At 68.6% G+C, this 21,530-nt stretch carries 17 protein-coding genes; 2 read left to right on the forward strand and 15 right to left on the reverse strand.

Going from position 1 to position 21,530, the window contains the following annotated elements:
- Window positions 1-22 precede the first annotated feature (22 nt).
- The 3 genes from GD429_RS31200 to GD429_RS31210 all read right to left on the reverse strand — a co-directional run bounded on the left by GD429_RS31200 (window position 23) and on the right by GD429_RS31210 (window position 4,925).
- Window positions 23-3,139: an efflux RND transporter permease subunit gene (locus tag GD429_RS31200; RefSeq protein ID WP_152862868.1), complete on the reverse strand. Its 3,117-nt coding sequence runs from the start codon at window positions 3,137-3,139 to the stop codon at window positions 23-25.
- Entirely contained in the window at window positions 3,136-4,227 is a 1,092-nt protein-coding gene (locus GD429_RS31205; protein ID WP_415748961.1) for an efflux RND transporter periplasmic adaptor subunit, read from the reverse strand. Before GD429_RS31205 ends, GD429_RS31200 begins: the two co-directional genes overlap by 4 nt.
- An 80-nt stretch (window positions 4,228-4,307) precedes the next feature.
- Window positions 4,308-4,925: a TetR/AcrR family transcriptional regulator gene (locus GD429_RS31210; RefSeq protein WP_152862872.1), complete on the reverse strand. Its 618-nt coding sequence runs from the start codon at window positions 4,923-4,925 to the stop codon at window positions 4,308-4,310.
- A 104-nt stretch (window positions 4,926-5,029) separates the two neighbouring features.
- Between GD429_RS31210 and GD429_RS31215 the strand changes: the two genes are divergently transcribed.
- Window positions 5,030-6,508, forward strand: coding sequence for an efflux transporter outer membrane subunit (locus GD429_RS31215; RefSeq protein ID WP_152862873.1), 1,479 nt, complete (start codon window positions 5,030-5,032; stop codon window positions 6,506-6,508).
- 218 nt (window positions 6,509-6,726) lie between these two features.
- Here the strand turns inward: GD429_RS31215 and GD429_RS31220 are convergent, their stop codons facing one another.
- The 5 genes from GD429_RS31220 to GD429_RS31240 all read right to left on the reverse strand — a co-directional run bounded on the left by GD429_RS31220 (window position 6,727) and on the right by GD429_RS31240 (window position 12,973).
- Entirely contained in the window at window positions 6,727-8,466 is a 1,740-nt protein-coding gene (locus tag GD429_RS31220) for an isocyanide synthase family protein (RefSeq protein WP_152862875.1), read from the reverse strand.
- Window positions 8,463-8,933 carry a protein tyrosine phosphatase family protein gene (locus tag GD429_RS31225; protein ID WP_152862877.1) on the reverse strand — a complete coding sequence of 157 codons (471 nt, stop codon included), beginning with the start codon at window positions 8,931-8,933 and terminating at the stop codon, window positions 8,463-8,465. The genes GD429_RS31220 and GD429_RS31225 overlap by 4 nt, the downstream gene beginning before the upstream one ends.
- A gap of 95 nt (window positions 8,934-9,028) precedes the next feature.
- The gene (locus tag GD429_RS31230) at window positions 9,029-10,045 is read right to left on the reverse strand and encodes an isocyanide synthase family protein (protein ID WP_193727240.1); all 1,017 of its coding nucleotides are present in this window, start codon (window positions 10,043-10,045) and stop codon (window positions 9,029-9,031) included.
- Between the two features lie 523 nt (window positions 10,046-10,568).
- Window positions 10,569-11,780: an MFS transporter gene (locus GD429_RS31235; protein ID WP_152862881.1), complete on the reverse strand. Its 1,212-nt coding sequence runs from the start codon at window positions 11,778-11,780 to the stop codon at window positions 10,569-10,571.
- Entirely contained in the window at window positions 11,777-12,973 is a 1,197-nt protein-coding gene (locus GD429_RS31240) for a serine hydrolase domain-containing protein (protein WP_152862883.1), read from the reverse strand. Before GD429_RS31240 ends, GD429_RS31235 begins: the two co-directional genes overlap by 4 nt.
- Before the next feature lie 114 nt (window positions 12,974-13,087).
- Between GD429_RS31240 and GD429_RS31245 the strand changes: the two genes are divergently transcribed.
- Window positions 13,088-13,972 (forward strand): LysR family transcriptional regulator, encoded by an 885-nt coding sequence (locus tag GD429_RS31245; RefSeq protein WP_034178884.1) that lies wholly within the window; start codon window positions 13,088-13,090, stop codon window positions 13,970-13,972.
- 13 nt (window positions 13,973-13,985) lie between these two features.
- Here GD429_RS31245 and GD429_RS31250 read toward each other — a convergent pair whose 3' ends face one another.
- From GD429_RS31250 to GD429_RS31280, 7 genes are all read right to left on the reverse strand, one after another.
- Window positions 13,986-15,095, reverse strand: a complete 1,110-nt coding sequence (locus tag GD429_RS31250) for an ABC transporter ATP-binding protein (RefSeq protein WP_152862885.1) — start codon at window positions 15,093-15,095, stop codon at window positions 13,986-13,988.
- Window positions 15,096-15,153: 58 nt separating this feature from the next.
- Window positions 15,154-15,852 (reverse strand): HAD family phosphatase, encoded by a 699-nt coding sequence (locus GD429_RS31255; protein ID WP_321575018.1) that lies wholly within the window; start codon window positions 15,850-15,852, stop codon window positions 15,154-15,156.
- On the reverse strand, window positions 15,849-16,700 hold the full coding sequence (locus GD429_RS31260) for a carbohydrate ABC transporter permease (protein ID WP_152862906.1): 852 nt from the start codon (window positions 16,698-16,700) through the stop codon (window positions 15,849-15,851). Before GD429_RS31260 ends, GD429_RS31255 begins: the two co-directional genes overlap by 4 nt.
- The gene (locus tag GD429_RS31265; protein WP_152862908.1) at window positions 16,697-17,644 is read right to left on the reverse strand and encodes a carbohydrate ABC transporter permease; all 948 of its coding nucleotides are present in this window, start codon (window positions 17,642-17,644) and stop codon (window positions 16,697-16,699) included. Before GD429_RS31265 ends, GD429_RS31260 begins: the two co-directional genes overlap by 4 nt.
- Before the next feature lie 115 nt (window positions 17,645-17,759).
- The gene (locus GD429_RS31270) at window positions 17,760-19,085 is read right to left on the reverse strand and encodes an ABC transporter substrate-binding protein (RefSeq protein ID WP_034178888.1); all 1,326 of its coding nucleotides are present in this window, start codon (window positions 19,083-19,085) and stop codon (window positions 17,760-17,762) included.
- Window positions 19,086-19,146: 61 nt separating this feature from the next.
- Entirely contained in the window at window positions 19,147-20,508 is a 1,362-nt protein-coding gene (locus tag GD429_RS31275; protein WP_152862910.1) for a D-tagatose-bisphosphate aldolase, class II, non-catalytic subunit, read from the reverse strand.
- Window positions 20,496-21,452, reverse strand: a complete 957-nt coding sequence (locus GD429_RS31280; RefSeq protein WP_152862912.1) for a sugar kinase — start codon at window positions 21,450-21,452, stop codon at window positions 20,496-20,498. Before GD429_RS31280 ends, GD429_RS31275 begins: the two co-directional genes overlap by 13 nt.
- Window positions 21,453-21,530: the final 78 nt, after the last annotated feature.

Below are 21,530 nucleotides of genomic sequence, written 5' to 3' on the forward strand. Positions count from 1 at the left end.
TTTCCGGTTCGCACGTGCCCGGTCAGGAACCGACGGACGTCTGTTCGCGCCGATATGCCGGGAGAGACGTGTGCGCCGCTTCGTCGGTCGCCTTCGGGGCAACGCGGAACCAGATCGCGTACAGCGCAGGGAGAAACACGAGCGTCAACGCCGTGCCGCCGATCGTGCCGCCGATCAGCGTGAACGCGAGCGCCCCCCAGAACACCGAGAACGTCAGCGGAATGAACGCGAGCGCAGCCGCAAGCGCCGTCAGAATCACCGGGCGCGCACGCTGCACGGTCGCTTCGATGATCGCGTCGTACGGATCGAGGCCGTCGGCTTCGTTCTGATGGATCTGCCCGATCAGAATCAGCGTGTTGCGCATGATGATGCCGGCAAGACCGATCAGCCCGAGGATCGCGTTGAAGCCGAACGGCTGACGGAACAGCAGCAGGATCGGCACGACGCCCACCAGCGCGAGCGGTGCCGTCAGCAGCACCATCGCCATCGCCGCGATCGAGCGCACCTGGAAGATCACGACGATCATCATCAGAATCAGCATGATCGGAAACACGGCGGCGAGTGCGGCGTTCGCCTTGTTCGCTTCCTCGAGGGCCGCGCCGGTCTCGATGCGGTACCCCGGCGGCAACGCGGCGACGATCGGCCGGATCGCCTGAATGATTTCGTTCGAGACCTCGGGCGGCTGGAACTCCTCGCCGATGTCGCCACGCACGGTCATCGTCGTCAGGCGGTCGCGACGCCGCAGGATCGGGTCTTCCATGCGAATCCCGACCTCGCCGAGCTGGTCGAGCGGCACCTTCTGGCCGGCGCTTCCCGTCAGCGTGAACGCACCGAGCTTCGCCGGATCGAGCCGGTCGGTGCCTGCGCTGCGCGCCACCACCTCGACCGAACGGATGTCCTCGCGCACCTGCGTGACAGGGGCGCCCGTCAGCAGGAACTGAAGCTGCTGCGACGCATCGTGCGTGCTCAGGCCGATCGCGCGCAGCCGATCCTGATCGAGCGAGATGCGCAGCGTCGGTACGCGCGGCCCCCAATCGGCGTTCACCTGCCGCATCGACGGGTTCGCACGCATCACACGTTCGACCTGTCCGGCGATCTCGCGGACCTTGCCCTCGTCCGGCCCCATCACGCGAAACGCGACGGGAAAGGGTGAATACGGCCCGAACACGATCTGCGTCGCACGCACCTGCGCGTCGGGCGCGAGGCCCTGCGCGACGGCGGTGCGCAGCTTCAGCTTCAGCGCCTCGCGCGCCTTCTCGTCCTGCGTCAGCACGACGATCTTCGCGAACGACGGGTCGGGCAGCTCGGGCGACATCGCAATGAAGAAGCGCGGCGCCCCCTGGCCGATGTAGCTCGTGACCAGCCGGGCCTCGGGCTGCTTGCGCAGCCATGCCTCCACCTTACCGACCACCGCGCTGGTGGCCGCGATGCCGGTTCCTTCGCTCATCCGCACTTCCACCAGCACTTCCGGCCGGCTCGAGATCGGGAAGAACTCCTGCTTGACGAGGCCGAGGCCGACCACGGCGGCCGCGAACGAAACCACGACCGCGAACACGACGCGTTTCTTGTGCGCGACCGTCCACGCGAGCAGCGCGCGAAACCGGCGATAGGCCGGCGTATCGTAGACGGCGGCATGCCCGCCCGCGACCGGCCGGATCCGCGGCAGCAGCTTGACGCCGAGGTATGGCGTGAAGGCAACCGCGACGACCCAGGACGTCAGCAGCGCAAAGGCCACGACCCAGAAGATGTTGCCCGCGTATTCGCCCGCACTCGACTTCGCGAAGCCGACCGGCATCAACCCGATCGCGGTCACGAGCGTGCCCGCGAGCATCGGCGCGGCGGTATGGCTCCACGCATACGTGGAAGCCGCGATGCGGTCGAACCCCTCCTCCATCTTCACGACCATGGTCTCGATCACGATGATCGCGTCGTCGACGAGCAGCCCGAGCGACAGGATCAGCGCGCCGAGCGTGATGCGATCGAAATCGCGCCCGGTCGCGAGCATGATGATGAAGACGCCCGCGAGCGTGAGCGGCACGGCGGCCGCGACCACGATCCCCACCCGCCAGCCGAGGCTGATCAGGCACACGGTGATCACGACGGCCAGCGCGACGAAGAACTTCAGCATGAACTCGTCGTACGCTTCCTCGATGTTGACCGCCTGATCGGTGACTTTCGTCAGCGACAGGCCGAGCGGCATTTCCGCCGAAATCGCCGCCACTTCCTTGTCGAGATCCTTGCCGAGCTGCAGGCCGTTGTAGCGCTCCTTCATCACGACGCCGAGCAGCAGCGCCGGCTCGCCCTGGTTGCGGATCAGGAAGGTGGCGGGATCCTCGTAGCCGCGCTTGACGTCCGCGATGTCGGACAGCCTGAGCGTGCGTCCGCCGGCGACGATCGGCGTGTCGCGAATCTTCTGAAGATCGTCGAACGCGCCGTCGAGGCGAATCAGCACCTGCGGCCCGGCCGTGTCGATCGAGCCGGCGGGCGTCACGAGATTCCGGTCGTTCAGCGCGGCAAAGATGTCGCGCGGCGAGATGCCGAGATTCGCGAGCCGTGCATACGAGAACTCGACGAAGATGCGCTCGGGCCGCTCGCCGACGATATCGATCTTTTTCACGCCCGGCACGTGCAGCAACCGCTGGCGCAGCGCTTCCGCCTCGCGCACCAGCACGCGCGGCGGCTCGCCGCGCGCCTTCAGCGCGTAGAGCGCGAACGTCACGTCCGCGTATTCGTCGTTGACGAACGGGCCGGCCACGCCCTGCGGCAGCTTCGCCGCCTCGTCGCCCAGCTTCTTGCGCGCCTGGTAGAACTCTTCCTGCACGGCCGACGGCGGCGTGTCGTCGCGCAGCGTGACGGTCGTGAAAGCGAGCCCCGGCCGCGTGAAGGTTTCCGTGCGGTCGTACCACTTCAACTCCTGCATCCGCTTCTCGAGCGGCTCGGCGACCAGATCCTGCATCTCCTGCGCGGTCGCGCCGGGCCACGCGGACATGAAGGCCAGCTCCTTGACGGTAAACGCCGGATCCTCCGCGCGCCCGAGCTTGAGGAACGCGAGCGCGCCGGCGACGGACACCGCGACGATCAGGAACAGCGTGACCGCGCGTTCGCGCACCGCGAGCGCGGAAAGGTTGAAGCCGCTCATTGCAGCGCTCCCGCGATGCGCACGCTCTCGCCGTCGTGCAGCAGGTGCGCGCCGAGCGCGACGAAGCGCTCGCCTGCCTTGAGCCCTTCCGCGATCGTGGCGGTCTCGTCGCCGATCGCGCCCAGCCGCACGCGCCGCCAGACCACCCGCGGCTTCGCCCCGTCGACGATCCAGACGCCCGGGCCGTTTCCGCGATCGTAGACCGCCGCGAGCGGCACCCGCATTGCGGCCTCGCCGGTCGCGGCACGCGCGTCGGGCACATTCACCGTCACCGTCGCGCCGAGCGGCGCGCGCGCGATCGGCCCCTCCAGCACGTAGCGCGCCTCGAATGTCCGCGTCTGCGGATTGGCCGCATCGGAAAGTTGTCGCAGACGCGCGCCGCCCGCCAGGTCGGCGCCGCCATACAGCGTCGCGCGGCCCATGGAGCCGAGCGCTGGCCGGAACGTCTCGGGCAGGTCGACGACCGCTTCACGCGGGCCGGAACGCGCGAGCCGCACGACCGTCTGGCCTGCGGCTACCACTTGTCCGGGCTCGCCGAGCGTGCTCATCACGACACCGTCCGCATCGGCGACCAGCACCGCGTAGCCGGCCGCGTTGCGCGCGACGTTCGCACGCGCCTGCGCGGCACGAAGCTGCGCCCGCGCGGTGTCGGCGGCAGCCCGTATCTGGTCGTACGCGGATGCCGACACCGCGCCGGCGGAAACGAGCCCGCCGTAGCGCATTTCGTCGGCTGCGGTCTGGCTGGCGCGTGCCTTCGCCGCGGCCACGGCGTCGTCCTCGGCGCGCGTCGCGAGCTGCAGGTCGGTTGCGTCGATCCGCATCAGCGGCTGCCCGCGACGCACGGCCTGGCCGGCATCCACCAGGCGCTCGACGATCTTGCCCGGCACGCGGAAACCGAGGTCGCTTTGCACCCGCGCGACGACGGTACCCGTGAAGGTCCGGCCGACGCCCCCGGCGTCGCGCGCGATGTCCGTCCGGACGAGCGGCGTCGCGGAGCGCGGATCGTCCTGTTTCGCGGGACCGCAAGCGACGAGGCCGAACGCAATCGAAGCGGCGAGAACAGCCGGCGCGGCCGCGCGAATGAGCAACATGGGCAATCTCCAGACTGAAGGAGGCCCGAGTGTGAATCATGTGACCAATATCGTCAATGGTCACAACGAAAACGACGTCAAGGCGACAGGCTGCGCAGCACCAGGTTGCAGACGGCCTTCGACGCGTCCTCGGCGTGGTCGAGGTGGTACTGCAGCATCACCGGATTCACGAACGGCTGCAGCACGAGAAAGATCGCGCGGCAGGTCTCGTCGAGCGGCGTCTTGCGCTCGAACTCGCCGCTTTCCCGCCCTTCGCGGACGATCCGCACGATCGCGCCCCTGATCTTCTCTTCGTGTTCGATCGTGGTCTGCCAGCCTTCCTCGATCGCGTACGCGGCAATGTCGTACAGCTTGCGATCGGTGAAGAAGAACCCCACGCAGGCGGCGGTCATCGCCTGGAACATCCCGCGCAGCCTGTCGGTCGCGGACTCGGCGCCGGCGATCGCCTGGTCCGCCGCCACCATGATCGTGCCGAGGCTCGTCGCGCAGATCGCTTCGCCGATCGCGCGCTTCGAATCGAAGAACTTGTAGATGTACGCCTTCGAGAAACCGATCGCCTTCGCGAGATCGGACACCGTCGTCTTGCCGTACCCGTAATGCCGGAAATGTTCGTTCGCCGCATTCACGATCTGGTCGCGGACGGCGTGGTCCGCTGGGCCGCGCCGGCCTGCGGGGAGAGACACGCTTTCAGTCATGGTTGGAAATCTGGAACATCAGGACGTGATTGACACCATGTGACCAATTTGTACAATGGTCACACTCGAAATATCGCCTCTATTCTCTACCCTGAAAGGCCGTCATGCCGGTTTCCCATCGATTTTTTGCATCGTTCCTCGCCGTCGGCGCGCTGGCCGGCTGCGCGGTCGGCCCCGATTACCAACGGCCGGCCATTGCCGCACCCGATCGCTTCATGGGGCAAGCCGCCGTCGAACAGCGTCCCGTCGCGACGGTCGCGGACCTCGGCGCGTGGTGGACGGGCTTCGACGACCCTCTGATGACGCACTTCGTCGATCTCGCGCTGGAACAGAACCTCGACATCGCCCAGGCGACCGCGCGCGTCGCGCAGGCGCGCGCCGCGCTGGGCGCCGCCACCGCGGCGCTGCTGCCGAGCGGCAGCGTGACCGCCCAGGGCCAGAAGGTCTACCAGTCGGTCGATACGCCGCTCGGACGGCTGCTCGACTCGACGCCCGGCTTCTCCCGCAACGCCGCCTATTACGAGGGCGACGTCGGCGCGAGCTGGGAAATCGACCTGTTCGGCGGGTTGCGGCGCAGCCGCGAGGCCGTGCGCGCCGAATACGAAGCGTCGGCGGCGGCCGCGGTCGCCACCCGGCTTGCCGTCGCCGCGCAGACGGCGGATACCTATGTGACGATCCGCGGGCTGCAGGCGCGCCTCGCCGTCGCAACGCAGCAGGTCGACACCCGCCGGCGCCTGCTGGCAACCGTGCAAATGCAGCACCGCAATGGCGTTGCGGCCGAATTGCAGGTTCGCCAGGCGGAAGGCGCGCTGGCCCAGGTCGAGGCCACCGTGCCGGTGCTCGAAACCGGGCTCGACGCAGCGCAGAACGCACTCGACGTGCTGGTCGGCGCGCAGCCCGGCACCCATCGGCCCGAACTGGACGCGGCCGCGCCGATTCCGGTCGCCCCGCGTCTCGCGGATGCCGGCACGCCGGGCGACCTGCTGCGCCGCCGCCCGGACCTGATCGTCGCCGAACGGCGGCTCGCGGCCGCGAATGCGCGCATCGGCGCGGCGATCGCCGAGTACTATCCGAAGCTGTCGCTGAGCGGCCTGATCGGCACGGCCGCCACCGCATCCGGCGACCTGTTCACGCATGGCGCAACGCAGGCGCAAGGGCTCCTCGGCCTGCGCTGGCGCCTGTTCGATTTCGCACGCATCGATGCGCAGATCGCGGCTGCGCGCGGGCAGACTTCCGAGGCGCTCGCCGCCTATCGGCAGGCCGCGTTGCGCGCGTCGGAGGATGTCGAGGATGCGTTTTCGGCGCTCGTGAAGCGCGAGGCCCAGATGCGTACGCTCGCACGGGGTGAAACCGCGCTGGCACGCGCGCGGGAAACGTCGTTCGCTGCGTACCGGAGCGGCGTCGTGAGCCTCATCGAAGTGCTCGACGCCGACAGCGATCTGCTGCAGACGCGCGATGCGAAGGCCCAGGCGCAGGCCGAGGCGGCCCGCGCGGCCATCGCGTCGTTCCGCGCGCTGGGTGGCGGCTGGGAAGCCGCGCGGAACGCGCAAGACGATGCGCCGTTCAATGTGTCCGCACGCTGACTTCGCCGTCGTCACGTGCCGAGCGCTCGAGCCGCCCGCGCGCTGCACGACGCTGGCGCGCATCCCGCGTGCGGTGCACCGACGAACGAATGCCGCGGCCTGCGCCGCGGCATTTCCGTTCTGATGCCCACCGCGCCGGCCCGTCATGCCGGGCCGGCGACGATGCAGCCGGTCGGTCCGCCGGCAATCGCCGGACCGGCCGACACGCGACAGCGCACTCAATACACCTGCACCCGCCACAGCTCGCGCGCCGCCGATTCGCGCGACATCGCACGGCGGCCGTGCAGCACACTGTAGTTGTCGACCAGCACGATATCGCCGTCCACCCAGTCGTGCTCGACCAGGTACTCGCGTGCGTACGCGAGCGCATTGATCTGCTGCACGCTGTCATCGGGCACGGTGCCCGGCGTCGCGATGCTCACTTCGAAACGCTGCAGCGTCGATTCGCTGCCCTCCTGATAGCGCAGCACCTTTTCGCCCGTTTCCGGGTGCGAGGCGATCAGCGGGAACGTCCGCGGCACGCCGCCGAAGTAGGTCATTTTCGTGTCGTAGGTCAGGCTCGTCTGCTCCCACGCCGCCAACGTGCCTGCGTCGAGCTGACTGACGATGCGACGCGCATCGACCAGCGTCGTCATGCCCTCGCCCCGCTTCGGCGCGGTCTTGCAGTAAAGCGCGAACATCTTCGCGGAGAAGTATTCGTCCTGCTGCACGAGCGGATGCGTGAGCGGCAGCATGCTCAGGTCCCAGTGCAGCGGCACCGCCTCGAACGAATGCACGTAGCCGTTCGCGTCCTCTTCGGGCTTCACCTTGTGCACCGGCCCGAACTTCCAGACGTATAGCTGACCGAACTGCTCGGTGAACTTCACGAGCGCCGCCTCGTCGTCGACACGAAAACCACGCAGCACGACGAAACCGTGACGTCGCAGCATCGTTGCGAGCGCATCCTTCGACAACGCGCAGCAATCGATCCGGCCCGCTTCGTCGGCGTTCGGCTCGACCAGCAGGCCGAAGTCGTCACGATGCACGACGCTGATCGCACAGCGATTCAGGACCGGATCGTCGCCTTCCGCGAAATACCATGGTTCGCCGCCTTTCGTGACGAGCGCGGCGTTGACGGTTTGGTTGACCTGCGATTTGCTCAGCATGGCAAATTCTCCATTCTTTTTTTGAAGTAGCACGTTGCGCCAGGGCAGCGCACCATCGCCGCCCCCGGCATGCAACCTGATCGGAATCTTCTTGCTCCCGTGCGGCGCCGCGTGGACGGTCAGCCGCAGACCGGCAGGCAGCTTCGCGTCGAGAAAACCGTCCAGCGCGACGCCGCGCTCCGCCATCCGTTGCGCGGCCCGCGAGAGCCGCGCGAGCGTCGCGGGGTCCGCGTCGGCCAGCACGATCCGCCGTTCGCCGGCGAGCAATGCCGTCAACTCGGCGACGCGTTCGCCGCGGGCATCGCAACGCTTGTCGTCGTCGGCCGGCCAGTACGGCGCAAGCGCGGCGTCGACGTCGGACCCATCGCGATCGAACGACGGATCCACCGTCGAATACGAATGCCAGACGATGTTGCGCGACACGACCAGCTCACGCAGCGCGCGGTGATACGCATTCGCGTCGGCCCGGCGCACGTCCAGCAGATCGAAGAACGTCAGCCCGTCGCTGAACAGGTCGACCACGCATCCCGGCGCGTAGAACCGGCGCACCGTCTCGCAGAACGCGTCGAGATAGCCGAGCGCGAGTCGTTCGCCACCGTCTGGCAGCATGCCAAGCACCCTGCCGCGCCGGTCCGGCGACTTGAGCGGAAAACCCGGCAACGTCAGCCGGATCGGCTGCCCGCGCGTCACGCACGCGCCGACCTGCGCATCGAGCGCGTCGCGCTGCGCGGCAGACAGGCGGTCGACATCTCCGTCGCGGCACAGCTGTCCGAACGCGCGCCGGAATTCGGCCAGCGCCGATGCACCGCTCATGACGCACCGCGCGCGCTCAGGCTCGCACGCAGCGTCCGGATGAAGGTTTGCCAGACGGGAAACTCCGCGGTATTCCAGATGCCGGCGATCCAATCGTCCGCCTGCGCGGCGGACCAGCCGTCATGCATCATCTTGTAGTGCGACACGAACACCGAGACCCGGTAGTTTGCCGCGCAATGCACGAGCGTCCTGCCGCCCGCCACCTGCCGGAAGAGGTCGGCGAAGCGGTCGAAGTCCTCCAGCGCGGGCTGCTTGAAATCGACCGGCAGGAAGTGATACTGCATGCCGCTGCGCCGCACGCAGCCTTCCTCGTCGTCGATCGAGTAGCGCGTGTCGAACGGCGCGAGGTTGATGACCGTCGTCACGCCGCCCCGTGCCAGCTCGGCAAACTGCGCGTCGGTCGGCTGGCCGGCCGTCAGCGTCTGCGCATCGATCCATTTCGCGTTGCGCATGTCGGAAAGATTCACGTTGTGTCTCCATTGCAGATGGAACGGGTTCGTCGCCCGCAGGCGCGACGCGGCTGCCGACGAACCCCAATCGGGTGGAATGCGCGTCGCGCCGCTCAGGAAGAAACGGCTTCGGCGGCGCCGGCGAACAGTTGCGGGTGATGGACGAAATGGCAGGGCACGCCGTCCGAGAACACCAGCACCGAATTGCGCTCGTCGACCTCGGAGCGCTTCTTCAGCACGATCCGGTTGTTCTCGCGCACCGCCACCGAATGCCACGGCGTGAGCCACACGTCGTCGCAGTCGACGAGGCGGATGCCGATCTTCTTCGACACTCGGAACTGCGGATGAATGGACAGCCGCAGGCTGTTCGGAAACGCGTCCTCGATCAGCCGGCTCCACGCATTGCTGCGCTGGATCACGCGATACGCATTGCAGCGGCTCATTTTCTGGATCGCCGTGTTGCTCCACGTCCGGAACCGCTCGATGCCGAGCGAATCTTCGTACAGGAAGCGCGTGATGCCGCGATACATCGCGCTCATCGCCGGATCGTCCTGGCATTGCCGCCGGATCCGCTCGACCGGATCGCTGTAGGCGATCAGCAGCTCCTCGCGTTTCGACGTGAGGTCGTCGAGATAGCCGAAATGGCTTTTCAGGTCGAAGAACTCAAAGCAGCCTTCGAAATGCGCGGCCGCATGCTCTTCGAGGCTCTTCAGGTATTGCGCGACTTCGTCGTCGCCGATGCTGACGACGTCCGAGAAACAGTAGCCGTCCGAGCAGATGACGAACTTCACGCCCGGCTTGTAGATCTTGCCGATACGCATGCACAGCGCGGCCAGGTTCTTCAGCGCGTGCTTCTCCGCGAGATCAGGCAACACCCCGAGCGTCTTCATCCGGTTCGGCGACTTGCCCGGAAACGCGGGCAGGATCAGCCTGACCTGCCGATCGCTCGCTACGAAGGGCAGGATCGCCTCGACATGCCAGTCCATCTCGGCTTCGACGTCGCCGGGTCGACTGTCCTCGGTCGGATGCAGCTTGCGAAGCTTGAATACTTCGCGCACGATCGCGCGGGCGATCGAAAGCGCGTCGCACTCCTCCGCGCGTGCTTGGGTCTCGTATAAATCGCACGACATTTCGGCCCTCTCGTGAATGGCTGAGGATGTGCTTTTCCCAGCATCGGCAGGCGGTCGCGCAACCGCTGCACTCCTCGTAGTTTTTGACATCGCGCGCTGGCGCTGGCACTGGCACGATCGACCGGCTGGACGCTACGCGTCCTGGTGTGCGGAACGCGATATAAGCGAATTCGCCAATCAAACGCCGGCGAAATTACAAAGCAAACGCTTCCCGCGCGATAGCTGTCCTTTCGGGCAGGATTTGTCAAAAAGAAGCGCGTCACTGAACGCGATTGTTTCCGCTCGGCGCGACGCGCAAGCGTCGCTCACGCCGGACGGTTGATGGGAGATGGTCGGGGAGATCGGGACGGGTCGTCCGCCGCCGGCGCGCCGGCAGTGCGCGCGGCGGGGTTCAGGAACGGCGGGACGCGCGACCGGATGCCGGTGGCCCGACTATCCCCGCTCGGAACCGACACGCCCCGCGCAAAGGGGACGCCGGACGTTCGGGCACCCTGAATCGCGGCCGCACTCGCACACCGCAAGCTCACGCGGCCCACGGCGCCGGAAACGCATGCCGGCGCGCGCGCCACGCGCCGACCCACGCGGCCGCCAGCAGCGCCACGAGCACCCACGGAATCGCGCCGGCGCCGGTTGCGCCGAGCAGCATCCCGCCCGCGATGCCGCCACCGGCGATCGCGAGATTCCACACCGTCACGAGCATCGACTGCGCGACGTCGGCCGACTCCCCCGCCGCGTTCGCGGCAGCCGTCTGGAACAGCGTCGGCGCGCCGCCGAACGCGAGCCCCCACAGCGCGACGCCGACATAGACGATCGCCATCCCCGATCCGGCGCCGAGCATCGCCGCCGCGAGCGCGAACAGCGCGATACTGGCGAGCGTCAGGCGCCGTTGCGCGGCACCGATCCACGCGCCCGTCAGCGCGATGCCGACCAGCGACGCGATGCCGAACACCAGCAGCACCACATCGACCTGCGCCCCCATCCGCACGCCCGCGAGAAACGGCGCGACGTACGTGTACAGCATGTTGTGCGCGAGCACGTACGCGAACATCACGGTCAGCACCGGCCGCACGCCGGGCAGCGTCATCACGCCGAGCACCGGTTCGCGCGCGCCGGCCTGCTGCCCCGGATAATCGGGCACGCGCCAGCGGATCCAGCCGATCAGCGCGAGCGCCGCGAGCGTGATCGACGCGAACGCGACGCGCCAGCCGAGCGCCGCGCCCAGCGCGGTGCCGGCCGGAATGCCGATCGACATCGCGACCGGCGCGCCGAGCATCGCGACCGCGATCGCGCGGCCGCGCAGCGACGCGTCGACCATCCGGCTCGCATAACCGGCCAGCAGCGCCCACAGCAGCCCGGCCGACATGCCCGCGACGAAGCGCGCGGCGAGCGTGAGCGCGTAGTACGGCGACGCGGCGGTCAGCGCATTCGACACGACGAAGCCGGCCAGCGCCGCAAGCAGCAGGCGGCGCCGACGCATCGCGCGCGTCGCGGCGACGAGCGGTATCGCCGCGACGATCGAGCCGAGCGCATACACGGTCACGAGCTGGCCGATCAGCGCGTCGGGCACGCGCAGGTCGGCGCTCATCAGCGGCAACAGGCCGGCCGGCAATGCCTCGGTGAGGATCGTGATGAAGGCGGCCGTCGCGAGCGCCAGCAGGTTCGCGACAGGCAGGCGCTCGCGCGCCTGCACCGGCGCGACGGAAACCTCGTCGTCGATCGACGTGCAGTCGCTCATGCCGCGCTCCCGATATCGACACCGTAGACCGCATCGCGCACGTCGGTCACGATCCGCCCGTACATGCCCTCGTACAGCGTGTTGGTCAGTGCGACCACCGTCAGCCCGGCCGTTCGGTCGACGAACCACGCATGCCCGTACGCGCCGCCCCAGCGCCACGTGCCGACCGACTCCGGCGACTGCGCGGCCGCCGGATCGTGCAGCACCGAAAAGCCGAGCCCGAAGCCGAAACCCGGCGCATCCTGCAGTTCGTGCGCACCCGGCTGGATGCGCGCCATCTCGTCGATCCATGCGCGCTCGAGCCAGCCGTCGCGGCCGGTGCGCAGCGCGTCGAGCAGCGTCACGCAATCGCGCGCAGTGCCGACCATCCCCGCGCCGCCCGACGGCCACGCATCGCGATCGAACATGCGCGCCGGTTCGAAGCGGATGCCGATCGTGCCGTCGTACACAGGCACGAGATCGGTGTCCGCCATCCGGCGCGGCGCGCCCGGCGTGCTCACGTAAGGCGTCGCGACGCGCGCGGCGTCGTGCGCGACGAACGCGGTGTCGGTCATCCCGAGCGGCGTCGTGACGAGCGCGGCCACCGCGTCGGCAAGCGGACGGCCGTCGACCGCCTCGATCAGCGCGCCGACCACGTCGGTCGCGAGCGAATAGTCCCACGACGTGCCGGGGGCGAACCGCAGCGGCACGCTTGCGATGCGCCGTACGTTCTCGGCGAGCGAAATGCCCGCACGGTCCATCCCGTCGGACACGCCGGCACGCGCATACGGGCCGTCGCCGTCGGCTTCGAGGAAGCGGTAGCCGAGGCCGGCCGTATGCGACAGCAGATGACGCAACGTGATCGCGGCGGGTGCGCCGGCGGGCAGCGCCGGGCGGAATTCGGGCAACCAGCGCGCGACGGGTTCGTCGAGCGCGATGCGCCCCGCCGCGACCAGCCGCATCGCGGCGGCCGTCACGACCGGCTTCGTGACCGATGCGAGCCGGAACAGCGCGTTCTCCCGCATCGGCGTACCGGCTTCGCGATCGGCGAGCCCGGCGGCGCGCGCATAGCGCAGCTCGCCATCGCGCGCGACCAGCACGACTGCGCCGACGATGCGCTCGTCGGCGAGCGCGCGATCGAGCGTGTCGTCGAGCCGGCGGCGCAGCGCGGCGTCCGGTTCGGCACGGGAAACGGTGACAGGCAGGGATGACATGGCGTGACCTCTCAACAGTGAACGAACGCTCATCGTAGGGAGCCGACGCAAGAAGAAAAACCGGGTTAGAGTTCCGGACAATCCGGACGCTGGTGTCCGCAATCGGGAACTTGCATGGAAAATCTCGGCGGTTTCGTCGTGTTCGTTCAGGTCGCGGAAACGCGCAGTTTCGTCGCGGCCGGCCGCGCGCTCGGGCTGTCGGCGTCGGCGATCGGCAAGCGCATCGCGCGGCTCGAGGCGCGCCTGAACGTGCGGCTGTTTCACCGCAGCACGCGCAGCATCACGCTGACGGCCGAAGGCACGCGCTTTCTCGAACGGTGCCGGCGCGTGATCGCCGAGATCGAAGCTGCCGAACAGGAACTGACGCACAGTGCCGAAGCGCCGCGCGGACGCCTGCGCGTGAGCCTGCCGACGATCGGCACGCTGCTGCTGCCGGTGCTCGCCGATTTCATGGCCGAGTACCCGGAGATCGAACTCGATATCGATTTCAGCGACCGGCTCGTCGACGTCGTCGAGGAAGGGTTCGACGCGGTGCTGCGCACCGGCCAGCCGTCGGATTCACGGCTGTCGTCGCGGCTGCTCCGCCATTTCCGCCAGCACCTCGTCGCGTCGCCCGACTACCTCGCCCGGCACGGCACGCCGCGCACACCGGCCGATCTCGCGCTGCACCGCTGCCTGCACTACCGCTTTCCGAGCAGCGGCAAGCTCGAAACCTGGCCGCTGCGCGTGCCGCGCTCGGGCACGCCGCCCGACGTGCCCGTCTCGATGGTCAGCAACAGCGCGGAAGCGCGCCTGTGCTTCACGCTGCGCGGGCTCGGCATCGCGTGCCTGCCCGAGTTCTTCGTGCGCGGCGCGCTCGACGACGGCACGCTGTGCGCGGTGCTCGACGAACACGTCGCGAGTTGCACGCCGATCTATGTGCTGTGGCCGTCGGGCCGCCATCCGACGCCGAAGCTGCGCGCGTTCGTCGACTTCATGGCCGCAAACCTGCGCTTCTGAACGATCCCGGCCGTCACGCGGCCTTCGCATGCACGCCGAGCCGGCGGAACGCCTGCCCGTGCTCGTCGAACAGATGGCAGTGCTCGGCCTGCGCGTGCACGTGCAGCGCCTCGCCGGTGCGATACGTGTCGAGCGGCGGAATCCGCGCGATCAGCCCGTCCGGCGCGACCGCCGACTCCGCGTACAGATACGCGGCATCGCCGAGCGACTCGACGGCCATCGTCCGCGCGGCGACGCCCGTGGCCGCCGTGCCCACCAGCAGGTGCTCGGGCCGCACGCCGACGGTCACCGCCGCACCGCGCTGCAGCCCGGCCGCTTCGACCGCGACGTGCTGCGTCTCGCCGCTGTCGAAGCGCACGAGCACGCCGCCCGCGTCGACCGATTCGACCGTGCCCTTCAGGAAATTCATCTTCGGCGAACCGATGAAGCCCGCGACGAACTGGTTCGCCGGCGCGTGATAAAGCTGGTTCGGCGTGCCGACCTGCTGCACCGCGCCGCCCGACAGCACGACGATCTTGTCGGCGAGCGTCATCGCCTCGACCTGGTCGTGCGTCACGTAGATCATCGTCGTCTTCAGCTCGTCGTGCAGCCGCGCGAACTCCAGCCGCATCTTCACGCGCAGCGCGGCGTCGAGGTTCGACAGCGGCTCGTCGAACAGGAACACCTTCGGCTTGCGCGTGATCGCACGACCGATCGCGACGCGCTGCCGCTGGCCGCCCGACAATTGCTTCGGCTTGCGGTCGAGCAGGTGATCGATGTGCAGGATCTTCGCGGCCTGCTTCACCGCCTGGTCGATCTCGGGCTTCTTCGCGCCCGCGAGCTTGAGGCCGAACGCCATGTTGTCGTACAGCGTCATGTGCGGGTACAGCGCATACGACTGGAACACCATCGCGATGCCGCGCTTCGCGCTCGGCACGTCGTTGACCTTCGCACCGTCGATCAGCAGGTCGCCGCTCGAAATATCCTCGAGGCCCGCGATCATCCGCATCAGCGTGGATTTGCCGCAGCCGCTCGGGCCGACGAACACGACGAATTCGCCGTCGGCGATGTCGAGGTTCACGTTGCGCAGCACTTCGGTTTCGTCGTAGCGCTTCGCGATATTGCGCAGGAGCACGCTTGCCATGATCTGTCTCCGTTCGTTCGTGATGCGCCGCATTTACGCATGCGGCGCGTAATCGTTGCTAGTTCGGCAGCACCGCGCCCGTCGCCTGCCAGCGCGCGACGTAGCCGGGCAGCTCGTGCATGTCGTCGAATACGTGACGCGCGCCAATGCCGCGCAGCGCGTCGATCTGCGCGGCCGACGCATGCCCGCCGCCGACGAAGCCGAGCACGGTCATGCCGGCCGCGGCCGCCGCGGTGATGCCGGTCACGCTGTCCTCGACGACGAGGCACTGCGCGGGCGCGACGCCGAGCGTGCGCGCCGCCGCGAGATACACGTCCGGCGCCGGCTTCGGCCGCGCGACGGAATCCGCGCAGAACAGCCGTTCGCCGAAGAAGCGCGCGAGGCCCGTGCGCGCGAGCGCCGCTTCGACGTAGGTGCGGTAGCTGTTGCTCGCGCAGGCCGTCGTCAACTGAATCGCGCCGAGCGCCGCGTCGATGCCTTCGACCATCGGCGCGTTGACGGCCGCCGCCTCGACCGCGCGGCGGATAGCGTCGACGTCGTCGGCCGACAGCGTGCGGCCGACGGCGTCGCCCGCCCCCGCCAGCACGCGCTCGATGCGCAGACCGAGCAGCGGCATCACGGCCGGCCGCGCATCGACGCCCGGCCAGCGCATGTCGAGCTCGCGCACGATCACGTCGGCGGCGACGGCTTCGCTGTCGATCAGCACGCCGTCGCAATCGCAGATCAGCACGTTCGCACCTTGGCCGGCCGCGCTCACTTGACCGCTCCGAACGTGAGCCCGCGCACGAGCTGCTTCTGCGACAGCCAGCCGACGATCAGGATCGGCGCGACCGCGAGCAGCGACGCCGCGGACAGCTTCGCCCAGAACAGCCCCTCGGGGCTCGAGTACGACGCGATGAACACCGTGAGCGGCGCCGCGTTCGAGCTCGACAGGTTGATGCTCCAGAACGCCTCGTTCCACGACAGGATCACGAGCAGCAGCGCGGTCGACGCGAGCCCCGGCAGCGCCATCGGCATCAGCAGGTAGACGATCTCCTGCCACGTCGATGCGCCATCGATGCGCCCGGCTTCCAGGATGTCCTTCGGGATCTCGTTGAAGTAGGTGAAGGTCATCCACACCGCGATCGGCAGGTTGATCAGCGTGTAGACGATCACGAGGCCCGACACCGTGTCGAGCAGCCCAGCGTTCTTCCACAGCAGGTAGATCGGCACGAGCACGCCGACCGACGGCATCATCTTCGTCGACAGCATCCACAGCAACACCTTCTGCGTGCGGTGGTTCGGGAAGAACGCCATCGCGTACGCGGCCGGCACCGCGAACAGCAGCGAGATCACCGTGACGCCCGCCGAGATCAGCACCGAATTCCACGCGAACGAGAAGTAGTTGCTGCGCGCGAACACCTCGCGGAAGCTGTCGAGCGTCGGCATGAAGAACAGCGCCGATGCGTATGCCTGCTGCTCGGTCTTGAACGCGGTGATCGCCATCCAGAAGATCGGGAAGAACAGCAGCAACGCGATCAGCCACGCGAGCGCGCCGGGCAGCGCACGCCGTACGAGGTCGAACACGGCCGGCACGCGCCGGCCTTCGAAGGTCAGGTCGCTCATTTTTCGTATTCCCCCTTCAGGTTGCGCGCGAGCATCCGCACGAGGAAGAACGACACGACGTTCGCGACCACGACAGCGATGATACCGCCGGCGGACGCGAGGCCGACGTCGAACTGCTGCAGGCCGAGCGCGTAGATCAGGTACGACAGGTTGGTCGTCGCGTTGCCGGGGCCGCCGCCGGTCGTCGTGTAGATCTCCGCGAAGATCGACAGCAGGAAAATCGTCTCCATCATCACGACCACGGCGATCGCGCGCTTCAGGTGCGGCAGCGTGATGTAGAAGAACATCGCGATCGGGCCCGCGCCGTCGATGCGCGCGGCTTCCTTCTGTTCCTGGTCGAGCGACTGGATCGCAGTGAACAGGATCAGGAATGCGAACGGCAGCCATTGCCACGCGACGATGATGATCACCGCGGTGAGCGGGTAGTCGGCGAACCAGTCGATCGGCGTCATCCCGAGCGCGCGCATCGCGTTCGCGACGAGCCCGTACACCGGGTGCAGGATCATGTTCTTCCAGATCAGCGCGGATACCGTCGGCATCACGAAGAACGGCGCGATCGCGAGCAGGCGTGCCACGCCCTGCCCGTAGAACTTGCGGTCGAACAGCACGGCCATCAGCACGCCGCCGATCACCGTGATCGCGAGCACCGCGCCGATCAGCACGAGCGTGTGCCAGATCGCGGGCAGGAACGACGGATCGGTCGCGAGGAAGCGGTAGTTGTCGAGCCCCGCGAAACCCTTCACGTCCGGGTTCAGCAGGTTGTAGCGCGAGAACGAATACCAGATCGTCATCGCGAGCGGAATCGACATCCACAGCAGCAGCACCGCGACGGACGGCGAGACGAGCCAGCTCGCGCCGCCGCGCGCGCGGCGCGGCGCGCCCGGCGGCAACGACGCGTCGCCGACCGACGGCGCGTGACTCAGGGGAAGACGCAGGTGACGCATGATCGGGGTCCCTCCGGTTGATGCGCGGGCGCGAACGGCCTGCCCGCCTTTCGGCTTCGCCGGCCCCGCACCGTGCGCGACGGCGCACGGTGCGGGCCGCGCGACTGCTTGCGCGTTACTTCTTGTAGCCGGCCTGCCGTACCGCGCGGTCGGCGGCGGCCTGCCCGGCGGCAAGCGCCTGGTCGACCGTCATCTGGCCCGCGACCGCGCCCGCGATCGACTGGCCGACCACCGTGCCGAACGACTGGAATTCAGGAATCCCGACGTACTGCACGCCCGTGTACGGCACCTTCTTCAGCGACGGGTCGTTCGGGTCGGCCGTCTCGATCGCCTTCAGCACGAAGTCCGAGAACGGCGCGGCGGCTTTGTACTCGGGGCGCTGATAGGTCGACGCGCGCGTGCCCGGCGGCACCGACGCCCAGCCTTCGTCCTTGCCGACCATCTCGATGTACTGCTTCGACGTCGCCCACGCGATGAACTTGCGCGCGGCGTCCTGCTGCTTCGACGTCTTCGGCACGGCCAGCGCCCACGCCCACAGCCAGTGCGAGCCCTTCGGCGTGGCGGCGACCGGAGCGGCCGCGAAACCGATCTTGTCGGCGACCTGCGACTGCTGTTTGTTATAGAGCATCCCGGCCGCGACCGTCGCGTCGATCCACATCGCGCACTTGCCCGATGCGGTCAGCGTCAGGTTCTCGTTGAAGCCGTTCGAGCTCGCTCCCGGCGGGCCGTCCTTCTTCAGAAGGTTCACGTAGAACGTGATCGCCTTCTTCCATTCGGGCGACGTGAGCTGCGCGTTCCAGTTCTCGTCGAACCAGCGCCCGCCGAACGTGTTCACGACCGTCGACACGAACGCCATGTTCTCGCCCCAGCCGGCCTTGCCGCGCAGGCAGATCCCATAGGTGCCCTTCGACTTGTCGGTGAGCTTGTCCGCGAATTCGGCGATCTGGTCGTAGGTCGGCTGGTCGGGCATCTTCAGCCCCTTCGCCGCGAACAGGTCCTTGCGGTAGAACGTCATCGAGCTTTCGACGTAGAACGGCAGCGCATACAGCTGGCCGTTGTACGACAGGCTGTCGCGCGCGGTCTTCACGATGTCGTTCAGGTCGTAGTCGGCGGGCAGGCCCGTGATCGGCGCGAGCCAGCCGCGCTTGCCCCACTGCGGCGTCTCGTAGGTGCCGATCGCCATCACGTCGAACTGGCCGCTGCCCGTCGTGATGTCGGTCGTCGCGCGCTGGCGCAGCACGTTTTCCTCGAGGATCACCCAGTTCAGCTTGATGTCGGGGTTCGCCTTCTCGAACGCCGGCGACAGCTTCTTCAGCTCGATCATGTCGGGGTTGTTCAGCGTCGCGATCGTCAGCGTGCCGGCGGACGCGGCGCAGGCGGCCGTCGCGAGCGCGGCTCCGGCGAAGCAGCGTGCGGCGGCGTCGAGCATCTTTCGTTGCATGGCATGTCTCCTGTGTTTGTTCGATGTGTCATCGGTCTTGCGTCGTTTCCTTCGCGGCCCGTCACGCCGGCCGCTGCATTCCGCACGCGCGCGCATAGTGCGCGATCACGTCGCGTATCCGGTGGCGCACCCACGCGCGCGGCTCCTTCGCGAGCCCGCCCGCGCGGCACGCCGCGTAGACATCCGGCAGCCACTGCGCGACGAGCGTCTCGGGCACCGGCTGCCGCGCGAGGTTGCCGAACAGCTGCTCGACCGCGGCCGCGACGGCCGGCTGCAGCCAGTAGTAGCGAATCCGGTCGCTGTAGCTGAACTGGCGCGCGAGCCGCTGCTCGGTTTCGTCGCCGCGGTAGTATGGCGCCCAGTGCTCGGGCTGCGCGCGCATCGCGGCATCGACCACGTCGCGCAACCGCGAGCGCTGCGCGACGTCGTCGATCAGCGCATCCTCGATGAACGTCAGCGCGAACAGCGCCTCGCGCAGCGCGAACGTCAATGCGGGGCCAACCTTCAGCACCGCGAAGTGATCGCGCACGAGCGCGGCGAGCGCACCCTCGGTCTGGTAATCGGTCGAATGCGCCTCGAACACGAGGCGCGGTGTATGCAGGATACTCGCGCCGAGCGAGGCCGCCTTCGCGCTGTCGTAGTCGAGCACGTGGCGATCGTCGAAGTCGACACCCGGCTGCGCGACGATCGCGACGACGCGCGCCCACGCGTCGTCGAGCCCGGCCGCCGCGAACGCGCGGCGGTGCGCGTCGAGCGTCGCCGCGATGCTGTCGCTGCGCGTGACCGCGATCCGCGCGATCGCCGCGCCGTTCGCATCGCCCGGATTGCCGCTGACCTCGCCGCCCGGCGTCGGCACCTCGGTGCCGATCACGTAGACGGGCGCGACACCGGCGCGCGACGCCGCGTCTTCCGCCACGCGGCACAGTTCGGCCGCGCGTGCGGCGATCGTGCGGTCGTCGAGCCGCGCCGGATCGTCCGCGCAGGCCATGCTTGCATCGAGGTGGATCTTTTCGAAGCCGGCTTCGACATACGCGGCGACCATCGCGCCGGCCTCGCGCATCGCGTCGGCCGCGCGGCGATGCCGCCACGGGTTCGGGCCGAGATGATCGCCGCCGAGCACGAGCGCCGACTGCGCGAGCCCGCAGCGCGCGGCGATCGCATCGACATCGCGGCGGAAATCGGCGGGCGTCATGCCCGTATAGCCGCCGAGATGATTCACCTGGTTGCAGGTCGCCTCGATCAACAGCGGCGAGCCGTCCGCGCGCGCGGCTTCGCACGCGGCCTCCAACACCAGCCGGTGCGCGCTGCAGATCGAATAGATGCCGCGCTGCGCGTCCGCGCGGTTCGCGTCGAAGATCATCCGCAGCACGGCGTCCGCGTGCGCGGTGCGCGGGCGTTCCGCGACGGTCGTCAGGCCGGGCATGCCACACCTCGTTCGGTCAGGAAGCGGTCGATCTCGGCCGCGCTGCTGTTGCCTTCCATCGGGCCGCGCCGCGTGACCGCGATCGCGCCGGCCGCGTTCGCGCGGCGCAGCGCGACCTCGATCGGCACGCCCGCGACGAGGCTCGCGACCAGCGTGCCGCCGAAACAATCGCCGGCGCCGGTCGGGTCGATTTCGTCGACCTTGAAAGCCGGCGCTTCGGCACGGCTCGCGCGGTCGAACGCGACGCTGCCTACCGCGCCGCGCTTCAGCACGACGCGCTCAAGCAGCGGGTGCGTCGCGAGCAGGCCCGCGATCGCGCGCTCGGCCAGCTGCGGCCCGCAGAAGAACGGCAGGTCGGCTTCGCTCGGCAGGAACAGGTGACAGGCGGCGAGCATCTCGTCGAGCGCCGCGCGCATCGGACGGAAGCTCAGCATCTCGGGGCGCACGTTCGGATCGAACGACACCTTCGCGCCGGCGCGCGCGGCCTCGATCACGCCGCGCTGGACCGCGGCAATTGCCGATTCGCTCGTCAGCGACGAACCCATCACGTGGAAATAACGACAGCCGTCGAACATTGCCGTATCGACGTCGGACGCGTCGACGCACGCGGCCGCGCTGCTGGAAAGACTGAAGACGAAGCTGCGCGAGCCGTCGTCGCGATACGCGACGAACGCGGTGCCGGTCGGGCGCGCGACGCGGCGGATGCGCGCGACATCGACGCCGTCGCGTTCGAGCCGCGCGACGATCGCGTCGCCGAACGCATCGCGACCGACGCAGCCTGCATACGCGACGCGCGCGCCGAGCCGTGCTGCCTGATCGGCAAAGATCGCGGGCGCGCCGCTCGGGAACGGTCCGGCGAACAGGCCCGGCGTATCGAAGCCCTGGCCGCGCTCGGCGGCGACGAATTCGGCGAGCAGTTCGCCGGCGACGACGATCTCGGCCATCAGGCGTGCCCTCCCGAGACCGGCGTGCAAAGGGCCGCAGCCTGTGGCAGCGGCCATCGAAGCGAACATGGATGCCAC

The sequence above is a fragment of the Burkholderia sp. BE17 genome (assembly GCF_009362305.1).
Taxonomy (GTDB): domain Bacteria; phylum Pseudomonadota; class Gammaproteobacteria; order Burkholderiales; family Burkholderiaceae; genus Burkholderia; species Burkholderia pyrrocinia_C.